The following is a 24,958-nucleotide window of genomic DNA, read 5'->3' as shown; positions in this document are numbered from 1 at the left end:
AAGGGTTTAGTGCGCGACTGCCGGTTGGCGTATACCCAACCGGCTAATCCACACCGCCATCAAAATCACCGAACCACCCAAAAACAAGCGCCCCAGCTCCTCATGCTGATTCCAGATCAGCAGATTGATCAGCAACCCCACCGGCACATGCAGGTTGTTCATCACCGCCAGCGTCCCGCCATTCACCAGGCACGCGCCCTTGTTCCACCAGTACAACCCCAACGCGGTCGAGACCAGGCCGAGGAACACCAGCACGCCCCATTGCAGCGGTGCTTCGGGCAGGAAATTCTGTTTGCCGAACAGCAGAAAGGCCGGCAACGCCACCGCCAATGCGCCGAGATAGAAAAAGCCGAAGCGCCGGTAATGCGGCAGATCGCTCGGATGACGCGCCACCAGATGCTTATAAAGCACCTGCCCGGCGGCATAGGTGAAGTTGGCCAGTTGCAGCAGCAGGAATCCCATGAAGAAATCCGGGTTGATCCGGTCAAAGCGGATCACCGCTGCGCCGAGCACTGCCACCAGCGCTGCGACCAGCGCCCATGGATTGAAACGCCGGTTAAGCGCATCTTCAATCAACGTCACATGCAGTGGCGTGAGGATGGTGAACAGCAAGACTTCCGGCACCGTCAGCACCCGGAAGCTCAGATACAGGCAGACGTAGGTCACGCCAAACTGCAACGCGCCGATCAGCAGCATGCCGCGCATGAACGCCGGTTCGACCGAACGCCAGCGCGTCAGCGGAATAAACACCAAACCCGCCAGCAACACCCGCACCAGCACTGCGAAGTAACTGTCGACATGACCGGCCAGGTATTCGCCGATCAGACTGAAGGAAAACGCCTGGATCAGCGTGACAAAAAGTAGATAGCCCATGCTCGCCTCGTTTTGAATGGCGGCGACGATAGCGGGTTTTGCCGGCGATCGCGAGAACACACATAAACCTGCGGGCAAGCCCGCACACAGGGATCTGTGTCCGCCATCAAACCGCAGACAAAAAAAAGCCCGATCTCGCTAAAGCGTTCAATCGGGCTACAGCACTCAGGAGCAACAAGTGCAAAGGGAGGTCGATGCGCGTACAGGCTTGAAGGGTTGCGCCAGGTCACTAGACCATCCAGCGATTATCTGGCGATTAACGGGTCAGGCGACCTGGGAAAGCTTGGCGTTGGCCTGGTTCAGTCCCTTCTCCTGGAAGTCGCCGCCCAGGTTCATGCCTTCGGCGTGGATGAAAGTCACGTCGTGAATGCCGATGAAGCCCATGACCTGGCGCAGGTAGGGTTCCTGATGATCCGCGGTGCTACCGGCGTAGATCCCGCCGCGAGCGGTCAACACGTAAGCGCGCTTGCCACTGAGCAGGCCTTGCGGGCCGGTCTCGGTGTACTTGAAGGTCACGCCGGCACGCAGCACGTGGTCCAGCCAGGCTTTCAGCGTGCTCGGGATCGCGAAGTTGTACATGGGAGCGGCCATGACCAGCACGTCGGCGGCCAGCAATTCATCGGTCAACTGGTTGGAGCGCTCCAGGGAAGCCTGTTCGATGTCGCTGCGCTGCTCTGCGGGTTTCATCCAGCCGCCCAACAGGTTGATGTCCAGGTGCGGCACCGGATTGACGGCCAGGTCACGCACGGTGATCTGATCGTTGGGGTGGGCGGCTTTCCACTGGTTGATGAAGGTCTGGGTCAGTTGACGGGACACCGAGTCTTGCTGACGGGCGCTGCTTTCGATGATCAGAACGCGGGACATGGGATGTAGGCTCCATCTGAGAATGCTGTAAGTCGATGGAGTGAAGGTTAAACAGAGTCATATCGATGAAAAAGCGCAAATAATTGCTATAACCCATCAATAAATTCGTTTATAAGCTGGATACACCCTGAGGGAGCAGGCTCGCTCCCACAGGATTTTGGTGCTTATTTCGGGGTGCAGGTCAGATTGATGCGCATCTTGATGATGGTCCGGTTGAACTTGGCGGTGGCATTTTTGTGCTTGCCGGCAGCCACTTCGATATTGCGGGTGCGCGGCGCTTCCGGACCGTTATTGAAAACCACCTTACAGACTGCATCGGTGCTGCCGTAGTTGTTCACCTGAATGGAGGCGATGTCGGTATCCGTGTCATACGTGTTGTAGTCGATGCTCAAGCCGTTCAACTGTTTTTGTACGTCGATCGGGTAAGCAAAGGCAGTCAGCGGCAGCATCGCCAACACCACACAACAGAATTTTTTCATTCGGCAGTCTCCAATAAGGACTGCCAGCTTAGGACAAGAGGAGCTCAACATGAAAGCGCCCCGCGTGACCCTTGATCAATGGCGAACGCTGCAGGCCGTGGTCGACCACGGCGGTTTCGCCCAGGCCGCCGAAGCGCTGCACCGCTCGCAATCGTCAGTCAGCTACACCGTGGCGCGCATGCAGGACCAGCTCGGTGTGCCGTTGCTGCGCATCGACGGCCGCAAAGCCGTGCTGACCGAAGCCGGGGGCGTGTTGCTGCGCCGCTCGCGCCAACTGGTGAAACAGGCCAGCCAACTGGAAGACCTGGCGCATCACATGGAGCAAGGCTGGGAAGCGGAAGTGCGGCTGGTGGTCGACGCAGCCTACCCGAGTGCCCGCCTCGTCCGCGCCCTGACCGCGTTCATGCCGCAAAGCCGCGGCTGCCGGGTGCGGCTGCGCGAAGAAGTGTTGTCGGGCGTGGAGGAAGTCCTGCTCGAAGGTGTGGCCGATCTGGCAATCACCGGCTTCAGCATTCCCGGTTACCTGGGCGCGGAATTGAGCGACGTCGAATTCGTCGCCGTCGCCCACCCCGAACACGCCCTGCACCGCCTGAACCGCGAACTGAATTTCCAGGACCTGGAAAGCCAGATGCAAGTGGTGATCCGCGACTCCGGCCGTCAACAGCCACGGGATGTCGGCTGGCTCGGCGCCGAACAGCGCTGGACCGTCGGCAGCCTCGCCACCGCCGCGACATTTGTCGGCAGCGGGCTGGGTTTCGCCTGGTTGCCCCGGCACATGATCGAACGCGAACTGAAGGAAGGGACGCTCAAGCTGCTACCGTTGGACCAGGGCGGCAGCCGTAACCCGAGCTTCTACCTGTATTCGAACAAGGACAAACCGCTGGGCCCGGCGACACAGATCCTCATCGAACTGCTGCGCACGTTCGACACCGCGCCGCTGGATGCGCCCTTCGCCGCCCCTGAACAAGCCTGACACGGAGTGAACCCATGGCCTATTTCGAACACGAAGGTTGCAACCTGCACTACGAGGAATATGGCCACGGCACGCCGTTGCTGCTGGTCCACGGGCTGGGTTCCAGTACCTTGGACTGGGAAAAGCAGATCCCGGCGCTGTCCGCCCGCTACCGAGTGATCGTGCCGGATGTACGCGGCCACGGTCGCTCGGACAAACCCCGCGAGCGATACAGCATCGCCGGATTCAGCGCCGACCTGGTCGCCTTGATCGAGCATTTGAACCTTGGCCCGACGCATTATGTGGGCCTGTCGATGGGCGGCATGATCGGCTTTCAACTGGCGGTGGATCAGCCGCAACTGCTCAAAAGCCTGTGCATCGTCAACAGCGCGCCCGAGGTCAAATTGCGCAGTCGCGACGATTATTGGCAGTGGTTCAAGCGCTGGAGCCTGATGCGCGCGCTCAGTCTGGGCGCCATTGGCAAAGCCTTGGGCGCCAAGCTGTTCCCGAAACCGGAGCAGGCCGAATTGCGTCAAAAGATGGCCGAACGCTGGGCAAAAAACGACAAACATGCTTATCTCGCCAGCTTCGACGCGATCATTGGCTGGGGCGTTCAGGAACGACTTTCCAAAGTGTCCTGTCCAACCCTCATCGTCAGCGCCGACCGTGACTACACACCGGTGTCGCTGAAGGAGACTTACGTAAAACTGCTGCCTGATGCGCGGCTGGTGGTAATCGCCGATTCGCGTCACGCCACCCCGCTGGATCAACCCGAACACTTCAACCAAACCCTGCTCGAGTTTCTCACTGCAGTCGACACCACTACACTCAGGATCACTGACCCATGCTGAAAAAAATCGCCCTCGTCGCTGGCTCCGTTCTGTTTGCCGCCAACCTGATGGCCGCCACGCCCGCCAAGGCACCGCACGTGCTGCTGGAAACCACCAACGGTCAGATCGAAATCGAACTGGACCCGGTCAAGGCGCCGATCAGTACCAAGAACTTTCTTGAGTACGTCGACAGCGGTTTCTACAACAACACGATTTTTCACCGCGTGATTCCGGGCTTTATGGTCCAGGGCGGTGGTTTCACCCAACAAATGCAGCAAAAAGAAACCAAGGCACCGATCAAGAACGAGTCCAAAAACGGCCTGCATAACGTGCGTGGCACGCTGTCCATGGCCCGTACCTCCGTGCCGGATTCGGCCACCAGCCAGTTCTTTATCAACGTCAAGGACAACGACTTCCTGGACCAGGGCGATGGCTATGCTGTCTTCGGTAAAGTCGTGAAAGGCATGGATGTCGTGGACGTCATCGTCAACTCGCAAACCACCACCCGTGGCGGCATGAAAGATGTGCCTGCCGATCCTGTGTTCATCAAGTCGGCCAAGCGCATCGACTAAGTCCAAAACGCACAGGGAGTGTTGAGCGGCCGCCGGTATCCGGCGCCGTTCAAATCGTTTAAAGGAGAGCCCGCACGCGGGCGGAGAACAAATGCTTTATCGCCGTTTTGAAAAACTGATCGACATATTCCGTGACGCCCCGACGGCGGCTCCGCCCGATCGTGTTCTCCCCTTCTATACCTATTACCTGAAGCAAGTCTGGCCAATGTTTGCGGTGTTGCTGATCGTCGGCCTGTTCGGTGCGCTGATCGAGGTGGCGCTGTTCAGCTACCTGAGTCGCATCATCGATTTGACTCAAGGCACACCCAACGTCGACTTCTTCAAGATCCACGGCGTGGAACTGGCCTGGATGGCAGTGGTTGCGCTGATTCTGCGTCCGCTGTTTCTCGCCTTGCATGACATGCTGGTGCACCAGACCCTGAGCCCGAGCATGACCAGCATGATCCGCTGGCAGAATCACAGCTACGTGCTCAAGCAGAGCCTGAATTTCTTCCAGAACGACTTCGCCGGGCGCATCGCCCAACGCATCATGCAAACCGGCAACTCGCTGCGCGATTCGGCCGTGCAAGCGGTGGACGCGCTGTGGCATGTGCTGATCTACGCGATCAGTTCGCTGGTGCTGTTCGCCGAAGCCGACTGGCGCCTGATGATCCCGCTGCTGACCTGGATCGCCGCCTACATCGGCGCCCTCTGCTACTTCGTGCCACGGGTGAAAGAACGCTCCGTGGTGTCTTCGGATGCGCGTTCCAAACTCATGGGGCGGATCGTCGACGGCTATACCAACATCACCACGCTGAAGCTGTTCGCCCACACCAACTTCGAACAGCAATACGCCAAGGAAGCCATCGAAGAACAGACCGTAAAAGCCCAACTGGCCGGCCGCGTGGTCACCAGCATGGACGTGGTCATCACCAGCATGAACGGCTTGCTGATCGTCACCACCACCGGCCTGGCGTTGTGGCTGTGGACCCAGTCGCTGATCACCGTTGGCGCCATCGCCCTGGCCACCGGCCTGGTGATCAGGATCGTCAACATGTCTGGCTGGATCATGTGGGTGGTCACCGGCATTTTCGAAAATATCGGCATGGTCCAGGACGGTTTGCAGACCATCTCGCAACCGGTCAGCGTCACCGACCGTGAAGCGGCAAAACCGTTGGCCGTTACCCGTGGTGAAGTGCGCTTCGAGCACGTGGATTTTCACTACGGCAAGAAAAGCGGGATCATCGGCGACCTCAACCTGACGATCAAACCCGGTGAGAAAATCGGCTTGATCGGCCCGTCCGGCGCCGGCAAATCGACCCTGGTCAACCTGCTGTTGCGCCTCTATGACGTGCAGGGCGGGCAAATCCTGATCGACGGCCAGAACATCGCTGACGTCGCTCAGGAGAGCCTGCGCGAGCGCATCGGCATGATCACCCAGGACACGTCGCTGCTGCATCGATCGATCCGCGACAACCTGCTTTACGGCAAACCCGATGCCACCGACGCCGAACTCTGGGAAGCGGTGCACAAAGCCCGTGCCGACGAGTTCATTCCGTTGCTGTCGGACGCCGAAGGGCGCACCGGGTTTGATGCGCATGTGGGTGAGCGCGGGGTGAAACTTTCTGGCGGCCAGCGTCAGCGGATCGCCATCGCACGGGTGCTGCTCAAGGATGCGCCGATCCTGATCATGGACGAAGCCACCTCCGCGCTGGACTCGGAAGTCGAAGCGGCGATCCAGGAAAGTCTCGAAACCCTGATGCAGGGTAAAACCGTGATTGCCATCGCCCACCGGCTTTCGACCATTGCGCGGATGGACCGGTTGGTGGTGCTTGAGAAAGGCCAGATTGCCGAGACGGGGACCCATGCTGAACTGCTGGCGCAGGGCGGGTTGTATGCGCGATTGTGGCAGCATCAGACTGGGGGGTTTGTCGGGATCGATTGAGGCTGTTTTGTCGGGTGAATATCCGTTACCAAAACAACGGATATGCCCCCAATCCCAAGCCAACCCAATAAACCGCCATACCCCACCAACCACAAGCTCTGGCACTTTCCCCATCCGCACTGGAATTCCAGAAAAACCCTGCTGTACTCACCCAAGGTCCTGAAGATGAACCTGTCGTAAACCCGCAGGATGCGTCACTCGATTCAGACTCGATAGCTCGCCTATCAAGGAAGATCTCATGTCTCTGTTCAAACGTTCAGTCACTGAGTTGTTAGGTACGTTCTGGCTGGTGTTGGGAGGTTGCGGCAGTGCGGTCCTGGCCGCGTCGTCTCCGCTGGGAATCGGCGTGCTCGGTGTGGCCATCGCGTTTGGCCTGACCGTGCTGACCATGGCCTTCGCCATCGGCCACATCTCCGGTTGCCATCTCAACCCCGCCGTATCAGTCGGTTTGTTCGTCGGTGGTCGTTTCCCGGCCAGGGAACTGCCGGCTTACATCGTTGCGCAAGTCATCGGCGGGATCATCGCCGCCGCGCTGATCTACTACATCGCCAATGGCAAGGAAGGCTTCGACCTCTCAGCAGGCCTGGCCTCCAACGGCTACGGCGAACACTCCCCCGGCAAATACTCGATGGCCGCAGGCTTTGTCTGTGAGCTGGTGATGACGGCGATGTTCGTGCTGATCATCCTCGGCGCCACCGATAAACGTGCACCCGCCGGGCTGGCACCGATCGCCATCGGCCTGGCCCTGACGCTGATCCACCTGATCTCGATCCCCATCACCAACACCTCGGTCAACCCGGCCCGCAGCACCGGCCCGGCACTGATTGTCGGCGGCTGGGCCATCGCGCAATTGTGGATGTTCTGGGTGGCGCCGCTACTCGGTGCGGTGATCGGTGGCGCGACCTATCGATGGCTGGGCAAGGAAGGCACTTGAGCCCAACGGAGAAGGATCAGCCTTGCCGATAAGGCAAGGCGGTCCTCGCTTCCTCGGCATACGCCAGCACGCCGAGACGTTCCTGCTGCAGGAAGTCCTTTACCGCCGCTTTCAGGCCGGGATGACGCAAGTTGTGCCAGGAATGGGTGATCACCGGTTCAAACCCGCGAATCAATTTGTGTTCACCCTGAGCACCGGCATCGAAACGCTGAAAGCCGTTGGCAATCGCGTAGTCCATGCCTTGATAGAAACACGTCTCGAAGTGCAGCCGGTCGAACTCCGCCAGACAGCCCCAGTAACGGCCGTAAAAACTGTCGCCACCGACGAGGCTGAAGGCCATGGCCACCGGGCGTGAGCCTTGTCTGGCCAGCACCACGCGAATGGACTCCGGCATGCGTTCGGCCAACAGGCTGAAAAATTCCCGCGTCAGATAAGGTCGTTGCCTACGCACTGCGTAGGTGTTGGCGTAACAGGCGTAAACGAAATCCCACTGCGCCTGATCCAGTTGCCGGCCTTCCAGCCATTCGAATTCGAAGCCCTGCCCCGCCACCTGCTCGCGTTCTTTGCGCATCTGCTTGCGTTTGCGTGAACTGAGGGCGTCGAGAAAGTCCTGAAAATCCCGATATCCGCGATTCTGCCAGTGGTACTGACAGCCGATGCGTTGCAGCCAGCCAGGGTGTTCGGCCAGTGCCGCGTCGGTGAACGGGTCCGTGAAGTTGATGTGAGCGCTGGAGAGCTCTTCGATCTCAAGGTAGCCGGGCAAACTCTTCAGCAGTTCGAAACCGTCTTCAACCGTGGCGGCCAGCAAACGCGGGCCGCTGACCGGGCTGAAGGGCACGGCAGTCAGCAGTTTGGGGTAATAGTCGATGCCGGCACGCTCGCATGCATCGGCCCAGGCGTGATCGAACACGTACTCGCCGTAGGAGTGCCATTTGCGGTAGCTGGGCAGCGCGGCGATCAACCGATCACCTTCCATATGCAGCAAATGCTCGGGCTGCCACCCGGAATGCGGACCGACGCTGCCGCTGTCCTCCAGTGCGCTGAGAAAGGCATGACGCAGAAACGGCTGATCATCCGGCACCAGGGCATCCCAGGTGTGCGGCGCTATATCGGACAGACTTTCCAGACGTTGCAACGGCATCACTTCCTTCCCCACTTCTTGGCGTAAAAGCCTCGCGAGTATCGCCTATAGCGTCGCAATCCACACCCGCGATTCGCCGACAGAGCCCGGAATAGAAAGTTCATTCCGATTTTGTATCGTCATCGAGACGCCATCACATTGCCACTGCTTTGTCATAAACCATCGCGATACTGGCGCCTGTTTTTAGAGCGCCGGGTTATAGCACCCGGCCACTGTTTTCCGTCCCTTTGCGGCCGGTTGTGCCCCGGATGGCTCAGTCATCCCCTCTCATCTTCGGAGATTGATATGCGTCTTGCTTCCACGAAAACTGCGGCGGCCCTGTGTGGCGGCCTGCTGCTGGCCATGAGTGTTCCGGCCAGCGCCGCAGTCGACGGCAAACTGCTCGACATGCTGAAGGCTAACGGTTCGATTACCAACGCGCAGTACAGCGAACTGCAAGCCGAACTGGCCCGGGATCAGAAAGAACAGCAAATCGCCCGTCAGGCTCAACAAGAGACCAACGAGCAGATCGCGGCTACCGCGAAGAAAACCGAAGCACTGAGCACCTTCGACCAGAAGCTGGCGTGGGCTGCCAAGACCCAGTTCAAGGGTGACGTGCGTTTCCGTCAGGAGACGGTCAAGAACGATGGCGTATCGAACACCGGCGACCAGGATCGTCAACGTATCCGTGTCCGCCTGGGTGCCTACACGGCAATCAACCCGCAAGTGGACACCGGCATCCGTATCGCCACTGGCAGCGACAACGACTCTCGTTCCACCAACCAGAGCCTGGATGGCAACTTCACCAAGAAGGATATCTGGCTGGACCAGGGTTACGTCGACTACCACCCTGATGCCATCAAGAACCTGCACCTCGTTGGCGGCAAGATGCCACAGCAATGGGTGAGCATGGGCGACATCATCTGGGATAGCGACATCAGCCCGGAAGGTCTGGCACTGACTTACAAATACCCGTTGGGCGGCAGCACCGAGCTGTTCGGCAGCGCCGGCCACTACACCCTCAAGGACAACGTCGACGGCGAAGGCAAGCAGTTCCGTCACGACCTGCGTCTGTACGCAGGCCAGTTGGGCGCTCGTTTCGCGATCACTGACAACCTGAAAATGACCCTGGGTGGCAGTCTCTACGCTTACGACAACGACAACGACATCAACAACACCTGTGCGGCGAACACCTGCCGCCTGGCCATTAACGGCAACACGGCGAACGAGCAGTTCAAACTGTACGAAGGCTTTGGTCAGCTCGACATCGGCGGCCTGCCAATGCCGCTGTCGATCTACGGTCAAGTCGTCAACAACGACGATGCCAGCAACGATCAGGACATGGGCTGGCTGGCCGGTGTCAAGACCAACGTCTTCGGCTTCGGCGTGGACTACAACTATCGCGACGTACAGCGTAACGCGGTGGTCGGCGCCTTCACCGACTCCGACTTCGCCAACGGTTTCACCGGTTCGCGCGGCAGCAAGTTGAAAGTGAGCTACGAGATCGACAAGAACTTCGCCCTCGGCGCGACCTACTTCATGGCTGATTCCGACTACACCAACGCCACGCTGCGGGACTCGAAAATCAACACCCTGCAACTGGATGCTGAAGCCAAGTTCTGATCACTGCTACACGGCCCGGGCAAGGAAGCCCGGACTGCTTTTACAAACTCGCGTTGCAGTATCGGTCCCCATCATCCGTCCGATACTGCAACGCGAGTTTTTTTGTGCAAAAAAAGATCGCAGCCTGCGGCAGCTCCTGCATGGGATTACGTAACCCAGTAGGAGCTGCCGCAGGCTGCGATCTTTTAAAGCGAACTCAGCGCTTGCGCAGAATCACGCTGCCAATCGAGTAACCGGCGCCAAACGAGCTGAGCACGGCCAGCGAACCGGCGGCCAGATCGTCCTGGTTCTTGTGAAACGCAATCACCGAACCGGCGGAGCTGGTGTTGGCGTAGGTGTCGAGAATCACCGGCGCTTCTTCTTCGGTGGCTTCGCGACCCAGCAGTTTCCTGACGATCAAGTGGTTCATGCTGAGGTTGGCCTGGTGCAGCCAGAAGCGCTTCACGTCGCCAACATTGAGCTGGTTCTCTTCCAGGTGCGCACCGATCAGCTCGGCAACCATCGGGCAGACTTCCTTGAACACCTTGCGGCCTTCCTGCACGAACAGTTTGTCCCTGGCACCGATGCCCTCTTCCGCCGCGCGGTTGAGGAAGCCGAAGTTGTTGCGGATGTTGTTGGAGAACTTGGTCAACAGCTTGGTGCTGACCACGTCGAACTGATACTTGGACGTCGCCAGGTCGGCGCGCTCGATGATCACCGCGGTGGCCGCGTCGCCGAAGATGAAGTGGCTGTCGCGGTCACGGAAGTTCAGGTGTCCGGTACAGACTTCCGGGTTGACCATCAGGACGGCCCGGGCCTGGCCCAGTTGCACGCTGTTGGCGGCCGCCTGAATACCGAAAGTCGCCGAGGAGCAGGCGACGTTCATGTCGAAACCGAAACCCTGGATGCCCAGCGCTTCCTGGACTTCGATGGCGATGGCCGGGTACGCGCGTTGCAGGTTGGAGCAGGCAACGATCACGCCGTCGATGTCGGCGGCGGTTTTGCCGGCGCGCTGCAAGGCTTGTTCGGCCGCGCCGATGGCCATCTGGCAGAGGACCGACCACTCGTCGTTCGAGCGCTCCGGCAGGCGTGGCGCCATTCGTTGCGGGTCAAGAATGCCGTCCTTGTCCATGACGAAGCGGCTTTTGATGCCGGAAGCTTTTTCGATAAACGCTGCGTTGGACTCGGTCAACGCTTCGATTTCGCCACGGGCGATGGCATCGGCGTTGTCGGCGTTGAACTGCGCGACGTAAGCGTTGAAAGACTGCACCAGCTCTTCGTTGGAAATGCTGTTGGCCGGGGTGTACAGGCCGGTGCCGCTGATGACGACGTTATGCATGGTCGTTTCTCTAATCTGTTCAGGCAGAAAGCATTGGCACCGACGTACCAATACACAAAGGGTCTGTTCCCGTGAGAGGAATCAAACCTGGCATCGCTTTATTCCGTTCCGCCCGAACCTGTGGAGGCTCAAAACCGCGGGGCCGGCGTTTATAGGCGCGAAGTTTGCCATAAACGTTGGGTTTTGGCGCCTTTTGCGAAGTAGCGGCGTATCTCTGTCAGCCTTTTGTGGCGAGGGGATTTATCCCCGTTCGGCTGCGAAGCAGTCGCAAAACCAGCGCACTCGGTGTAACTGATACATCGAGTGCGCTGATTTCAGGGCGGCTTCGCCACCCAACGGGGATAAATCCCCTCGCCACAAAGTCCTCTCCCACAGGGCCTACGGTTCGACCTGGGTCCATTGTTTGTTCAGGCGCTTGTCGGATATCGGCACTTTGGTCCCCAACTGTTGGGCAAACAGCGAAACCCGGTATTCCTCCAGCCACCAGCGGTACAGCTCAAGCTGCGGATCGCGCTTGCCTTCCTGGGCGTGTTTGCTGGCGCGGGCCTGGTATTGGGTCCAGAGACCGGACAACTCGCCACTCCACACCCGGTCCTTCTGCACCTGCGCCCCGAGTTTCTCGAAGCGTTGCTCGATGGCTTTCAGGTAACGCGGCAGTTCCTTGAGCCACTGCATCGGCGTTTCGCGGACAAAACCCGGATACACCAAATGACTGAGCTGCTGCTTGATGTCATTCAGGGCCACGGCCTGCGCCAGATCGATCTTGCCCTTGAAGCGTTTTTGCAGGCCGTGCCAGAGCTTCAGAATCTCCAGCGTCAATTTGGCCAGCCGCTCGGCGTGCTCGGTCCAGCCGCCGCGTTTGCGCTCGGCCAACGCCGCCAGCCCGGCGCCATCACGCGGCAGCGGGTCTTCGCCGTCGAGGATACAACTGTCGAGACTGGCCAGCAGAATGTCTTCCACCAGACTGTCGACGCGCCCCATGTCGCGGTACATCAAACCCAACTCGGTCAGCCCCGGCAACTTGCCGCGCAGGAATTTCGCCGGCTCGGCCAGCTGTTGCATGAGCAAGCGCTGCAAGGCACGGCGATGCTGGAATTCGGCTTCGGCCGGCGTCGAGAACCGCCCTTCCTTGACCGTGCCGGCCTCTTCCACCAGCGCCGGATACACCGTCATCGACAGCCCGGCAATCTTCTGTTGGGTTTTTTCCGCCACCGCCGCGAAGACTTTCGCCTCCACCGGCTGCTGACTTTTCGCCGTTTGCGGAACGGCCAAAGCCGCCTGGCTCGCTTCAGCGAATCGTGCGGTCAGTTCCGCCAGATCCCGTCCTTCGCCCAGGAACTTGCCCTGGCCATCGACGATTTCCAGGTTCATCCGCAAATGGCTTTCGACTTGCTGCGCCGCTTCGGCCCAGGCTTCATCACTGACCCGCGCCCCCGTCATGCGCAGCAGTTCGCGACCCAGCGCCTGAGGCAACGAGCCCTCGGCAAAGGTCATGCGCTGCAACGCGGCTTTGACGAAGTCCGGCACCGGCACGAAATTCTTGCGCAGCGCCTTGGGCAGGTTGCGCACCAGCGCGATGCACTTGGCCTCGATCACACCCGGCACCAGCCACTCCAGACGCTCCGGCGGCAACATCGGCAACAGTGGCGCCGGCACCCGCAGCGTCACGCCATCACGCGGATGGTTCGGTTCGAAGTGGTAACTCAATGACAGTTCCAGATCACCAATGTGCAAGGTGTCCGGGTAATGTGCGGCGGTGACTTCACTGGCCTCGCGGGCCAGCACGTCTTCTTCGCGCATGATCAGCAGCTGCGGATCTTTCTGGCTGTTGACCCGGTACCAGCTGTCGAACGTCGCGGTCTGATGAATCTCCGCCGGCAGCCGTGCGTCGTAGAAGGCGAACAGGGTTTCTTCGTCGGCCAGAATGTCACGGCGACGGGCCTTGGCTTCCAGTTCGTCGAGTTGTTCCAGCAGTTGTTTGTTGGCGGTCAGGCATTTGGCCTTTGACTGAATCTCGCCACGCACCAGCCCTTCACGAATGAACAACTCGCGGGAGACCACCGGATCGACCGGCCCGTAATGCACCGGCCGGCGACCGACCACGATCAGCCCGAACAAGGTGATCTGCTCGAACGCAACGACCTGTCCGCGCTTCTTCTCCCAATGGGGTTCGAAGTGGTTTTTCTTGATCAGGTGCCCGGCGAGCGGCTCGATCCAGTCGGCGTCGATCTTGGCGACCATGCGCGCGTAGAGCTTGGTGGTTTCCACCAGTTCGGCGGTCATCAGCCATTGCGGACGCTTCTTGCCGAGACCCGATGACGGGTGAATCCAGAAACGCCGTTGACGGGCGCCGAGGTAATCGCCGTCCTCGGTTTTCTGCCCGATCTGGCTGAGCAATCCGGACAGCACGGCTTTGTGCAGTTTCGGGTAATCCGCCGGCTCTTTGTTGAGGCTCAACTGCATGTCGCGGCAGATCAGGCTCAATTGACGATGAGAGTCGCGCCACTCACGCAGTCGCAGGTAATTCAGGAAGTTCTTGCGGCACCAGTTACGCAGCGGACTCGCCGTCAGCGCCTGGCGCTGCTCTTCAAAACCACGCCACAGATTGACCAGCCCGGCGAAGTCCGAGTCCACGTCTTTCCATTGGGCGTGGGCCTGATCCGCCGCTTGTTGACGCTCCGGCGGACGTTCGCGCGGGTCCTGGATCGACATGGCGCTGGCGACGATCAGCACTTCCTGCAAGCTGCCGAGTTTCGCCGCTTCCAGCAACATGCGGCCCATGCGCGGGTCCACCGGCAGCCGCGCCAATTGGCGACCGAGCGGAGTGAGCTGGCTGTTGCGGTCCACCGCCGAGAGTTCTTGCAGCAGATTAAAACCGTCGCTGATGGCCTTGCCATCCGGCGGCTCGATAAACGGGAAATCGGTGATTTCGCCGAGGCGCAGATGGAGCATCTGCAAAATCACCGCCGCGAGGTTGGTCCGCAGGATTTCCGGGTCGGTAAATTCGGGGCGACCGAGGAAATCTTCTTCACTGAACAACCGCACGCAGATGCCCGGTTCGACCCGCCCGCAACGGCCTTTACGCTGGTTGGCGCTGGCCTGGGAAATCGCTTCGATGGGCAGGCGCTGGACCTTGGCGCGGTAGCTGTAACGGCTGATGCGCGCGGTGCCGCTGTCGATCACGTAACGAATGCCCGGCACGGTCAGCGAAGTTTCCGCGACGTTGGTCGCCAGGACCACGCGACGACCCGGGTGCGACTGGAAAATCCGCTGCTGTTCAGCCGGCGAAAGCCGTGCGTACAGCGGCAGGATTTCAGTGTGTTTGAGCTGGGCTTTGCGCAGCATGTCGGCGGCGTCGCGAATCTCGCGCTCGCCGGGCAGGAACACCAGCACATCGCCAGGGCTCTTGCGTTCGCTGCGTTCGAACGCGGCGATTTCGTCGAGGGTGGCGAGAATCGCCTGGTCCACGGTCAGATCGTCTTCGACGCGGTTGCCCTCTTCGTCCTGTTCCAGGGTCAGCGGGCGGTACCAGGTTTCCACCGGGAAGGTGCGACCGGAGACCTCGACAATCGGTGCATCGTCGAAGTGCTTGGAGAAGCGCTCCAGGTCGATGGTCGCCGACGTGATAATGACCTTCAGGTCCGGACGACGGGGCAGCAGGGTTTTCAGGTAACCGAGCAGGAAGTCGATGTTGAGGCTGCGCTCGTGGGCTTCGTCGACGATGATCGTGTCGTAGCGCTCGAGGTAACGGTCGTTCTGGGTTTCCGCCAGCAGGATGCCGTCGGTCATCAGTTTGATCAGGGTATTGGAATCGCTCTGATCCTCGAACCGTACCTGATAGCCGACCAGTGCACCCAGCGGCGTCGCCAATTCTTCAGCAACCCGGCTCGCGACGCTGCGGGCGGCGATTCGACGCGGTTGGGTGTGGCCGATCAGGCCATGTTGACCGCGACCGATTTCCAGGCAGATTTTCGGCAACTGGGTGGTTTTACCCGAACCGGTTTCGCCGGCAATGATCAGCACCTGATGCTTGAGCAACGCTTCCTTGATTTCGTCGCGCTTGGCGGCGATCGGCAGGCTGTCGTCGTAACGAATCACCGGCAGGCTGGCACGCCGCGCCAGCACCTGATCACAGGACGCCTGCATACGCGTCACCCACTGGGCCAGCTTGGCCTCGTCGGGCTTCTTGCGCAGCTCAAGCAACTGCCGCCGCAGCCGGTGGCGGTCGGCGAGCATGGCGTGATCGAGGTTTTTCAGCAGTTTGTCGATGGAAGGCGATTCGTCAGTCATCAGGTACGCAATAAGTCGTCTAGTGGCGCAGGGGGCGGATTGTCGCAGATTTTACGACCGCTGCGCGGCCGAATCGCGAGCAGGCTCGCTCCCACACGGGCTCTGCGGCGCCCCCAGAATCGGCGGCACCGCGTTCAAAAGTGGGAGCGAGCCTGCTCGCGATTCGGCTGCGCAGCGGACGCAGAGAACTACTCGTTATCCAGGCCCTTGCGCCGATACGGGAACACATCGATTATTTTGCCGCCACGAATCGCCTCTTGCAGGCTCTTCCAGTAATCGGCGTTGTACAACTCGCCATGCAACTGATCGAACAACTTGCGCTGCCCGGCATCGGCGAAAAGAAACGGCGGAAACTCCTCGGGGAACACATCCAGCGGCCCGATCGAATACCAGGGTTCGGACGCCATCTCATCTTCCGGCGTGCGCGGTTGCGGGATGTGGCGGAAGTTGGCTTCGGTCAGGAAGCAGATCTCGTCGTAGTCATAAAACACCACGCGACCGTGACGGGTGACGCCGAAGTTTTTCAGCAGCATGTCGCCGGGAAAGATGTTCGCCGCCGCCAGTTGCTTGATCGCCAGACCGTAATCTTCCAGCGCTTCGCGCACCTGCGCCTCGTTGGCGTTTTCCAGGTAGAGGTTCAACGGCGTCATCCGCCGCTCGGTCCAGCAGTGGCGGATCAACACCGTGTCGCCCTCCAACGAAACGGTGGACGCGGCCACCTCCAGCAATTCTTCCAGGCACGCCGGGTCGAACTTGCTCAGCGGGAAACGGAAATCGGCAAACTCCTGGGTATCGGCCATGCGCCCGACGCGGTCGACACTTTTAACCAGTCGGTACTTCTCGATCACCGTCGCGCGGTCGACGTTTTTCGACGGTGAGAAACGGTCCTTGATGATTTTGAATACGGTGTTGAACCCCGGCAGGGTGAACACGCTCATGACCATGCCGCGCACACCGGGGGCCATGATGAACTGGTCGTCGGTGTTGGCCAGGTGGTTGATCAGCGCCCGATAGAACTCGGATTTACCGTGCTTGTAGAAACCGATCGAGGTGTACAGCTCGGCGATGTGTTTGCCCGGCAGAATGCGCCTCAGGAAACCGATGAACTCCGCCGGTACCGGCACGTCGACCATGAAGTACGAACGGGTGAACGAGAAGATGATCGACACATCGGCTTCATCGGTGATCAACGCATCGATCTGAATCCCCCGCCCTTCGCGGTGCAGCAGCGGAATCACCAGCGGCCACTGCTCGTCCCGGGTGTAGATGCGCCCCACCAGGTACGCGCCCTTGTTGCGGTAAAGCACCGAGGAAAACAGTTCGACGCTCAGTTCCGGGTCTTTGCACACCCAGTCCGGCAGGTTCTCGCGCAGTTGCGCTTCGAGACGATGCAGATCGCCCGCCAGGTCGGCGTAATCCTCGCTGAAGCGGTAGTCGGCAAAAATGCTCGCCAGCATGTCGGACAGCTTGCCCTGGGGCTTGTAGGTACGGGTCTGTGCGGCGCGTGCCCGCCGCAGGCTCGGCCGGGTGGTGTGGATGAACATGCAGCCGTCGCTGATCAGGTCATGACTGAACAGCCCGCAGAAGATCGAGTTGTACCAGGTCTCCGACAGCTCATCGTCGAAGCGCAGGTCGATCAGGCTGATGTAGGCGCTTTTGACCAATGGCCAGCAGCTGACATCCAGCGTGTCGGCGTCGAACGCGACGTGCAGGCGCTCGACCGTTTCGCTGACTTTCTCTTCGTAGAGGTTGATCCGCGCCGCCGAGGCGACTTGCGCCTCCTGCCACTTGGCCTGCTCGAAGCGCGCTCGGGCACCATCGGTGATTTGCCGGAAATGCTCGCGGTAATCGTCAAAGCCATCGAGGATCATTCGGGCGATGTCGGCGGCTGGCCATTGCTGCGGCATGGTGAGACCTCTGCGGGAATTCGGAAGGCCTGAGCTTAGCCAGTGAACCGGGTGCAGGAGAAGCCTAATTTCGGTCCGACAACGAATGAATCACTCGGGAGCACAGTTTTTTCAGACATTTTTTAATTGACCGTTCGGTCAGTAATCAATCTTTATAGTCATCCTCTCTGCACTTAATCGATTCACCTACAGCCCTCTGATTATCAGGCGTTCGGATCCAATCCACGCTCAGGCCAATCGCCAGACGCCGGGTATCCTGCTTTTTCCCTGAAGCCAGCCAATCGAAAAACGCATGCGGATTGGTCTTACCAAAATGATGGCACTTTGATATATAGCTCGCTCTCACCCGCCTAAAAACAAGATCCTCGGTCCACGAGGGCTACCTCCCAAAATGCCCAAGGAGCACTTTAGATGCCGATAAGGAACATGCGCATAGGTTTGCGCGCGAGCTTGAGTTTTGCCGTATTGGCCAGTCTTCTGGTACTGGTCGGGCTGTTCGGACTGGGCCAGATGGCGACCCTGCGCGAAAGTGCGGCGGTCATCGAGGAGTCGTGGATGCCGAGCATCGAGAGCATCCATGACAGCGCGGCCAACATCGCCACCCTCCGTCTCGAATCGTTGCGGCTGATCGCCAACAGCCAGAGCGCCGTGCGGGAAAAGAGTAAAGGCATTCTCAGCGCCCAACGCCAGGAGCTGCTCAAGCGCCTCGATGACCACAAGACGATGCTGTCCAGTGATCAGGAACGGGTGATGCTCGACAGTCTGAACGCGGCCGTGGCCAAGTACCTGGCGATCCTCGACCAGATCCTCGCGCAGATCGATGCGGGCCAGAATGACCAGGCCTACGCCCGCCTCAACAATGAACTGGCCCCGCAGGGCAGCGTGCTGGATAAATCCCTGGAGGCGATGATCAGTTTCAATCAGCAAGGCGCCGATACCGCCGCGGACGCAGCCGCGTTGATGTACCAGCGTGCGCAATGGGTCGTCGGCGCAATCATCGTCGCCGCGCTGTTCGCCACATTGCTCCTGGCCTGGCTGCTGACGCGCAGCATCACCGCGCCGATCAACCAGGCCCTGAACGTTGCACGCCGGATTGCCTCGGGCGACCTCAGCGCACCGATAGACATCAGCGGCAAGGACGAAGCCGCGCAATTGCTCAACGCCCTCGACGAGATGCAAGGCAACCTGCGCACCACCATTCGCGGCATCAGCGACTCGGCGCGGCAACTGGCGTCGGCTGCCGAGGAAATGAGCTCGGTGATGGAGGAAAGTACCCGAGGCCTGCAACAACAGAACGACCAGATCGAGATGGCCGCCACCGCGGTCACCGAGATGAGCACTGCGGTGGACGAAGTCGCCGCGAACGCCGTGTCCAGCGCCGAAGCTTCCCAGGCGTCGAACGAGGACAGCAAGCACGGGCACGTGCAGGTCAGTGAAACCATCAACTCGATTCAGGGACTGGTCAGCGAAGTGCTCAGCGCGTCGGAACAAGCCGAGGGGTTGGCGGTTCAGGCGCAGGACATCAGTAAAGTCCTGGAAGTGATTCGCGCAATCGCCGGGCAGACCAACCTGCTGGCGCTCAACGCGGCCATCGAAGCCGCTCGCGCCGGTGAAGCCGGACGGGGCTTTGCGGTGGTGGCCGATGAAGTGCGTTCGCTGGCGCAACGCACTCAGAACTCCACCGAAGAAATCGAGCTGATGATCAACAATATCCAGCAAGGTACCGGGGCCACGGTCATCGCGTTGCAAAGCAGCGCCGAACATGCCAGCCAGACCTTGCGCCGGGCCAACGGCGCGGGCCAGGCCCTGGAGAAAATCACCGCGTCGATCTCGCAGATCAACGAGCGCAACCTGGTCATCGCCAGCGCGGCCGAGCAGCAGGCGCTGGTGGCCCGGGAAGTCGATCAGAACCTGGTGAACATTCGCGACCTCTCGACCCAGACCGCCGCAGGTGCCACCCAGACTTCCGCCGCCAGCCAGGAACTGTCGCGGCTGGCAGTCGACCTCAACGGGCTGGTCACTCGCTTTCAACTATAACGGTGGCGAGGGAGCTTGCTCGCGCTTGAGTGCACAGCGCTCACCGGTTTGCGGAGCCGTTGCGCGGCCCGGCGGGAGCAAGCTCCCTCGCCACAAGAATTGAGTGCCGGTTTTTCGGTTGCCATAGGCAAGGCTCTCGGCAACACTCTCGTCCCCATCAAGGAAGGAGTGCGTCGTGAGCCCTGTCGATATCGTTCGTTTACTGTCGCTGGCGGCCATCTGGGGCGCGAGTTTCCTGTTCATGCGCATCATTGCCCCGGTGATCGGCTCGATTCCCACGGCGTTTTTTCGCGTGTCGATTGCGGCGGCGGGGTTGCTGGTGATTCTCGGGTTGATGCGTATCAGCTGGGATTTCAAGGGCAAGTTGAAAACGGTGATGCTGCTCGGGGTGATCAACTCCGGGATCCCGGCGACCCTCTATTCCGTGGCGGCCCAGGTGCTTCCGGCCGGTTACTCGGCCATCTTCAACGCCACCACGCCATTGATGGGCGTATTGATTGGCGGTCTGTTCTTCAGTGAACGACTCACCGCCGCCAAGCTGGGCGGGGTGTTCCTCGGTCTGTTCGGCGTCGGCATCCTGACCCGTGCAGGCCCGGTGGCGTTCGACCTGCAACTGCTGATGGGCGCCCTCGCCTGCCTGCTCGCCACCACCTGTTATGGCTTCGCCGGCTTCCTTGCCCGCCGCTGGCTCGATCAGGCGGGTGGTCTCGACAGTCGTCTTTCGGCAGTGGGCAGTATGCTTGGCGCGACATTATTCCTGTTGCCGCTGTTCGGTTACAGCGTGATCAGCCAGCCGCCGGCGAGCTGGGGCGGCTGGAGTGTCTGGCTGTCGTTGCTGGGGTTGGGGCTGGTATGTACCGCGTTGGCGTACATTATTTACTTCCGCCTGCTCAGCTCGGTCGGGCCGGTAAAGTCGATGACCACGACCTTCCTGATTCCGCCGTTCGGGGTGTTATGGGGGGCGTTGTTGCTGGATGAGCCGCTGTCGATGGCGCACATTTATGGCGGAGTTTTGATTGCTGCAGCGTTGTGGTTGGTGTTGAAGACTTCGGTGAAGAAGGTTGCGGCGGTGGCTGCCAAGTGATTTGTGGTGATGCTGATGACGCCATCGCGGGCTTGCCCGCGAAGGCGCCTGCTCAGGCACTACAAAGCTGACTGACTCACCTCCCCATCCACCAGCCGCCGAATCCCCAGCGTATTCGCGTTTTGCAACGCCTCGGGCAACAACGCATCCGGATAATTCTGGAAGCACACCGGCCGCAGGAATCGATCAATCGCCAGCGTCCCCACCGACGTGCCCCGCGAATCCGACGTCGCCGGATACGGCCCGCCATGCACCATCGCCTCACACACCTCGACCCCGGTCGGATAGCCATTGAGCAAAATCCGCCCGACCTTTTCCTGCAGCGACTCGGCCAGCCAGCGGTATTCCAGCAGCTCCTCGGCCTCGCCGATCAGCGTTGCCGTCAGTTGCCCGCGCAAACCGTGCAGCGCGGCCGCGAGTTGCGCCTGGTCTTCGACTTCAATGACGATGGTGGTCGGCCCGAACACCTCTTCCTGAAGCAGTTCATCGCCCTTGAGCAACAGGCTGACATCCGCCCTGAACACCTGTGGCTGCGCCTGATTGCCCTGCTGCGGTTTGCCCGCCAGGTGCGTCAGTCCCGGATGTTCGTGCAGTTCGCCCAGGCCTTTGCTGTAGCTGACGAGTGCGCCGGCGTTGAGCATGGTTTGCGCCGGTTGCTGGTTCATGCTGGCGCACAACGTTTCGAGGAAAGTGCTGAACTGCGGCGAGCGCAAACCGATGACCAGACCCGGATTGGTGCAGAACTGGCCACAACCCAGCGTCACCGAACCGGCGAGTTGCGCAGCGATCTGCTCGCCACGCACCTTGAGGGCTTCAGGCAACAGGAACACCGGGTTGATGCTCGACATCTCGGCAAACACCGGGATCGGTTGCGGCCGGGTCGCGGCCATGTGGCTCAGGGCATTGCCGCCCTTGAGCGAACCGGTGAAGCCCACCGCCTGGATCGCCGGGTGCTTGACCAGCCACTCACCGACACCACCGCCATAAATCATGTTGAACACCCCGGCCGGCATTTCGGTGCGCTCGGCTGCGCGGATGATCGCGTCCGCCACCCACTCGGCGGTCGCCATGTGCCCGCTGTGCGCCTTGAACACCACCGGGCAACCGGCGGCCAGCGCCGAGGCGGTGTCGCCGCCCGCCGTCGAGAATGCGAGCGGGAAGTTGCTGGCGCCAAACACCGCAACCGGGCCGATGGCGATGCGGTACTGGCGCAGATCCGGACGCGGCAACGGCTGACGATCCGGCAATGCGCGGTCAATCCGTGCGCCGTAGAAATCGCCGCGCCGCAGGACTTTGGCGAACAACCGCATCTGACCGCTGGTACGTCCGCGCTCACCCTGAATACGACCGGCCGGCAATGCGGTTTCACGGCAGACAGTGGCGACGAACTCATCACCCAGCGCATCGATTTCATCGGCGATGGCGTCGAGGAAGGTCGCGCGTTTTTCCGCGCTCAGGTTGCGGTAGACCGGGTACGCCGCGGCGGCGGCTTTGGCGGCGGCATCCACTTCGGCTTCAGTGGCCTGGAAGAAGCGGCCGGGCAACGGTTCACCGGTGGTCGCGTCGAGACTTTGCAGCTGCAACGTACCGTTGGCGCTGCGACGACCGCCGATGTAGTTGTGTCCTGTAAGTGTGGTCATGAGTGATTCCTTGGCCGGCTGACAAGCGCCGGAGGTTGAAAGCTTAAAGCGAACGAACCTGGCCGATGGCCAACGGCCGGGCGCTTTCGCCGATGCCGTTTTCCAGCGGTGCGCCGAACGCATCGAGGCTGATCTGGAAGCGATCGCCCGGTTGGGTTTTCACCCCGTCGGCAAATGACAGTGTGGCGGTGCCGAAGTAATGCACGTGGACATCGCCGGGCCGCAGAAACTGCGCGTACTTGAAGTGATGGAATTCGAGGTTGGCAAGGCTGTGGCACATGTTGTCTTCGCCGCTGAGAAACTCTTTTTCCCAGAGGGTTTCGCCGTTGCGGATGATGCGACTGGTGCCCGCCAGATGCCGGGGCAATTCACCGACGCGCAGTTCCGGACCGTAGGCGCAGAAACGCAATTTCGAGTGCGCGAGGTAGAGGTAATTGCGCCGCTCCATGACATGGTCGGAAAACTCGTTGCCCAGCGCATAACCGACGCGATATGGCAGGCCGTCGTCGCCGATCACGTAGAGGCCGGTCAGCTCAGGTTCCTCTCCGGCGTCTTCGGCAAACGGCGGCACCGGGAAGTCCGCGCCGGGGCGCACGACGATGCTGCCGTCGCCTTTGTAGAACCATTCCGGTTGCGCGCCGACCTGGCCGGCGGCAGGTTTTCCGCCCTCCAGGCCCCACTTGAAAATGCGCATGGTATCGGTCATGCCGGCTTCAACGGCGCCGTCCTGCTGGTGCATCTTGTCCCGTGCCGAGGCGCTGCCCAGATGGGTCAGGCCGGTGCCGCTGATCAGGCAATGGGCCGGGTCTTCGTGGTCCAGCGGCGGCAGGACCTGGCCCTGCTGCAACAGCTGCGCGTAATCCGGGCCAGGCTCGGTGCCGCGTGAAGCGACTTCTTCTTGCAGGCTGCGTTGGGCGCGGATCGCCGCGAGTGCCAGTTCACGGGTGCTGCAGGTGCCTTTCAGCACCTGGACCTGTGAGCCTTCGACAACGCCGACCTGGCGCTCACCGACAGAATTTTCAAATTGAATCAGGCGCATGACGGCCCTCCATAAAGTCGGGGATTGGGGTCACTCGATGATGTTGAAGTCGCTCAAAAATTCATCGGAGATTTCCAGGCCCAAACCTGGCGTGTTGTCGTCGAGCTGGATGTAGCCGTTGACCGGTTGCGGCTCGCCCTTGAACACGTAGTAGAAAAGTTCGTTGCCGACCTCGACATCGAACACCGGGAAGAACTCGGCCATCGGCGAGGCAGTGGTGGACATGGTCAGGTGATAGTTGTGCATCTGCCCGGCGTGGGGGATCACCGGCACCGACCAGGCTTCGGCCATGGCGTTGATCTTGCGCGCGGCGGTGATGCCGCCGACGCGGTTGGTGTCGTACTGGATCACGTCGACGGCGCGGCGTTCGAGCAAGTCTTTGAAGCCGTAGGAAGTGAACTCATGCTCGCCGCCGGAGATCGGCATGATCCCCATTTTTTTCAGCTCGATGTAGCCCTCGATGTCGTCGGCAATCACCGGCTCTTCCAGCCATCGCGGTTCGAACTCGGCCAGTTTCGGCAACATGCGACGCGCATATTCGAGGGTCCAGCCCATGTAGCATTCGAGCATGATGTCGATGTCCGGGCCGGCCAGTTCACGCAGGGCGCGCACTTGTTCAATGTTCTTGCGCATGCCCGCCGGGCCGTCTTTCGGGCCGTAGCCGAAACGCATTTTCAGCGCGGTGAAACCCTGGTTCAGATAACCCTGGGCTTCTTCGAGAAACAGGTCGAGGTTGTCGTTGGCGTAGAGCTTGGAAGCGTAGGTCCAGATCTTTTCCTTGGTCCGCCCGCCAAGCAGCTTGAACACTGGCTTGTTGACCGCTTTGCCCATGATGTCCCAGATCGCGATGTCGATCGCCGAGATCGCCGCCATGCCGATGCCTTTGCGGCCCCAGGCGTGGCTCTGGCGGTACATCTTCTGCCAGATGTATTCGTTGTCGAACGGGTCTTCACCGATGGCGATCGGCGCCAGGTAAGTGTCGATGATTTCCTTGGCCACACGTGGCGCCAGCGCACAGTTGCCGATACCGACGAGACCGGTGTCGGTCTCGACTTCCACCACCAGCCAGCCGTGGAAACGGAACGAGCCCATGGCGTCACCGCGCTCGAACAGGATGTCGCTGGCGTTGGTGCAGAAGTGCGCTTGAGGCGGGACGACTTTACCTTTCCACTCGAAAACGCGGGTACGGATTGCTTTGATTTTCATGGGTACGGATTCCTTGCGCTGCCGGCTTTTTGTAGTTGTTTGAGTCGTGTGCGCAGAGCCGTTCGGGTGATCGGCGCTGGTCATTCGATGGAGCGACTTTAGCCAGCGCTTGGGGGCGGCGGATAATCACTTATGCACATCCGTCGATAACCTGGGGTGATAGGAAAAAGCGGATATCCGTTAGATCGGGTTATCAGCCATCACAAAAAAAAGGTGGGAGCGAGCCTGCTCGCGATAGCGATCTGACAGTCACTTCAAGGGTGTCT

At 60.4% G+C, this 24,958-nt stretch carries 17 protein-coding genes and 1 pseudogene; 8 read left to right on the top strand and 10 right to left on the bottom strand.

Annotation, left to right across the window (positions count from 1 at the left end; translation table 11 throughout):
- Positions 1 to 6: 6 nt before the first annotated feature.
- The 3 genes from ACM6IQ_RS20060 to ACM6IQ_RS20050 form a co-directional block, all read right to left on the bottom strand.
- Positions 7 to 873: a carboxylate/amino acid/amine transporter gene (locus ACM6IQ_RS20060; RefSeq protein WP_017337037.1), complete on the bottom strand. Its 867-nt coding sequence runs from the start codon at positions 871 to 873 to the stop codon at positions 7 to 9.
- 264 nt (positions 874 to 1,137) lie between these two features.
- A complete protein-coding gene (locus tag ACM6IQ_RS20055; protein WP_414879623.1) occupies positions 1,138 to 1,737 on the bottom strand; it encodes an FMN-dependent NADH-azoreductase in 600 nt (199 codons plus the stop codon).
- 164 nt (positions 1,738 to 1,901) lie between these two features.
- The gene (locus ACM6IQ_RS20050) at positions 1,902 to 2,216 is read right to left on the bottom strand and encodes a hypothetical protein (RefSeq protein WP_017337035.1); all 315 of its coding nucleotides are present in this window, start codon (positions 2,214 to 2,216) and stop codon (positions 1,902 to 1,904) included.
- Between the two features lie 49 nt (positions 2,217 to 2,265).
- Here ACM6IQ_RS20050 and ACM6IQ_RS20045 point away from each other — a divergent pair, with 49 nt between their 5' ends.
- The 5 genes and pseudogenes from ACM6IQ_RS20045 to aqpZ all read left to right on the top strand — a co-directional run bounded on the left by ACM6IQ_RS20045 (position 2,266) and on the right by aqpZ (position 7,428).
- The gene (locus ACM6IQ_RS20045; RefSeq protein WP_017337034.1) at positions 2,266 to 3,189 is read left to right on the top strand and encodes a LysR family transcriptional regulator; all 924 of its coding nucleotides are present in this window, start codon (positions 2,266 to 2,268) and stop codon (positions 3,187 to 3,189) included.
- 14 nt (positions 3,190 to 3,203) lie between these two features.
- Positions 3,204 to 4,009 (top strand): annotated as a pseudogene (locus tag ACM6IQ_RS20040) (alpha/beta fold hydrolase).
- Positions 4,010 to 4,012: 3 nt separating this feature from the next.
- Positions 4,013 to 4,570, top strand: coding sequence for a peptidylprolyl isomerase A (locus ACM6IQ_RS20035; protein ID WP_017337032.1), 558 nt, complete (start codon positions 4,013 to 4,015; stop codon positions 4,568 to 4,570).
- Positions 4,571 to 4,661: 91 nt separating this feature from the next.
- Positions 4,662 to 6,494 carry an ABC transporter ATP-binding protein gene (locus ACM6IQ_RS20030; RefSeq protein WP_017337031.1) on the top strand — a complete coding sequence of 611 codons (1,833 nt, stop codon included), beginning with the start codon at positions 4,662 to 4,664 and terminating at the stop codon, positions 6,492 to 6,494.
- 238 nt (positions 6,495 to 6,732) lie between these two features.
- Positions 6,733 to 7,428: an aquaporin Z gene (gene aqpZ, locus ACM6IQ_RS20025; RefSeq protein WP_414879622.1), complete on the top strand. Its 696-nt coding sequence runs from the start codon at positions 6,733 to 6,735 to the stop codon at positions 7,426 to 7,428.
- Positions 7,429 to 7,444: 16 nt separating this feature from the next.
- On the opposite strand, the gene ACM6IQ_RS20020 is transcribed toward aqpZ, so the two are convergent.
- Positions 7,445 to 8,569: a GNAT family N-acetyltransferase gene (locus ACM6IQ_RS20020; RefSeq protein ID WP_414879621.1), complete on the bottom strand. Its 1,125-nt coding sequence runs from the start codon at positions 8,567 to 8,569 to the stop codon at positions 7,445 to 7,447.
- A 285-nt stretch (positions 8,570 to 8,854) separates the two neighbouring features.
- Here ACM6IQ_RS20020 and ACM6IQ_RS20015 point away from each other — a divergent pair, with 285 nt between their 5' ends.
- The gene (locus ACM6IQ_RS20015) at positions 8,855 to 10,171 is read left to right on the top strand and encodes a putative porin (RefSeq protein WP_017337028.1); all 1,317 of its coding nucleotides are present in this window, start codon (positions 8,855 to 8,857) and stop codon (positions 10,169 to 10,171) included.
- 196 nt (positions 10,172 to 10,367) lie between these two features.
- Here ACM6IQ_RS20015 and ACM6IQ_RS20010 read toward each other — a convergent pair whose 3' ends face one another.
- The 3 genes from ACM6IQ_RS20010 to aceK form a co-directional block, all read right to left on the bottom strand.
- Positions 10,368 to 11,489: a beta-ketoacyl-ACP synthase III gene (locus ACM6IQ_RS20010; protein ID WP_017337027.1), complete on the bottom strand. Its 1,122-nt coding sequence runs from the start codon at positions 11,487 to 11,489 to the stop codon at positions 10,368 to 10,370.
- Between the two features lie 378 nt (positions 11,490 to 11,867).
- Entirely contained in the window at positions 11,868 to 15,779 is a 3,912-nt protein-coding gene (gene hrpA, locus ACM6IQ_RS20005) for an ATP-dependent RNA helicase HrpA (protein ID WP_414879620.1), read from the bottom strand.
- Positions 15,780 to 15,967: 188 nt separating this feature from the next.
- Entirely contained in the window at positions 15,968 to 17,686 is a 1,719-nt protein-coding gene (gene aceK / locus ACM6IQ_RS20000; RefSeq protein ID WP_414879619.1) for a bifunctional isocitrate dehydrogenase kinase/phosphatase, read from the bottom strand.
- Positions 17,687 to 18,097: 411 nt separating this feature from the next.
- On the opposite strand from aceK, the gene ACM6IQ_RS19995 reads away from it, so the two are divergent.
- Entirely contained in the window at positions 18,098 to 19,723 is a 1,626-nt protein-coding gene (locus tag ACM6IQ_RS19995; RefSeq protein WP_414879618.1) for a methyl-accepting chemotaxis protein, read from the top strand.
- Positions 19,724 to 19,898: 175 nt separating this feature from the next.
- Positions 19,899 to 20,807, top strand: a complete 909-nt coding sequence (locus ACM6IQ_RS19990; RefSeq protein WP_017337023.1) for a DMT family transporter — start codon at positions 19,899 to 19,901, stop codon at positions 20,805 to 20,807.
- A gap of 59 nt (positions 20,808 to 20,866) precedes the next feature.
- On the opposite strand, the gene ACM6IQ_RS19985 is transcribed toward ACM6IQ_RS19990, so the two are convergent.
- Genes ACM6IQ_RS19985 through ACM6IQ_RS19975 form a run of 3 tightly spaced genes read right to left on the bottom strand, consistent with a single transcriptional unit; the run spans position 20,867 to position 24,692 of the window.
- The gene (locus tag ACM6IQ_RS19985; RefSeq protein WP_414879617.1) at positions 20,867 to 22,447 is read right to left on the bottom strand and encodes an aldehyde dehydrogenase (NADP(+)); all 1,581 of its coding nucleotides are present in this window, start codon (positions 22,445 to 22,447) and stop codon (positions 20,867 to 20,869) included.
- A gap of 43 nt (positions 22,448 to 22,490) precedes the next feature.
- A complete protein-coding gene (araD1, locus tag ACM6IQ_RS19980; RefSeq protein WP_414879616.1) occupies positions 22,491 to 23,486 on the bottom strand; it encodes an AraD1 family protein in 996 nt (331 codons plus the stop codon).
- 30 nt (positions 23,487 to 23,516) lie between these two features.
- The gene (locus tag ACM6IQ_RS19975; protein WP_414879615.1) at positions 23,517 to 24,692 is read right to left on the bottom strand and encodes an L-rhamnonate dehydratase; all 1,176 of its coding nucleotides are present in this window, start codon (positions 24,690 to 24,692) and stop codon (positions 23,517 to 23,519) included.
- Between the last annotated feature and the right edge of the window lie 266 nt (positions 24,693 to 24,958).

Source organism: Pseudomonas sp. IT-P100 (assembly GCF_949767185.1).
GTDB lineage: Bacteria > Pseudomonadota > Gammaproteobacteria > Pseudomonadales > Pseudomonadaceae > Aquipseudomonas > Aquipseudomonas fluorescens_B.
This window is presented reverse-complemented; position numbering and strand designations above follow the sequence as displayed.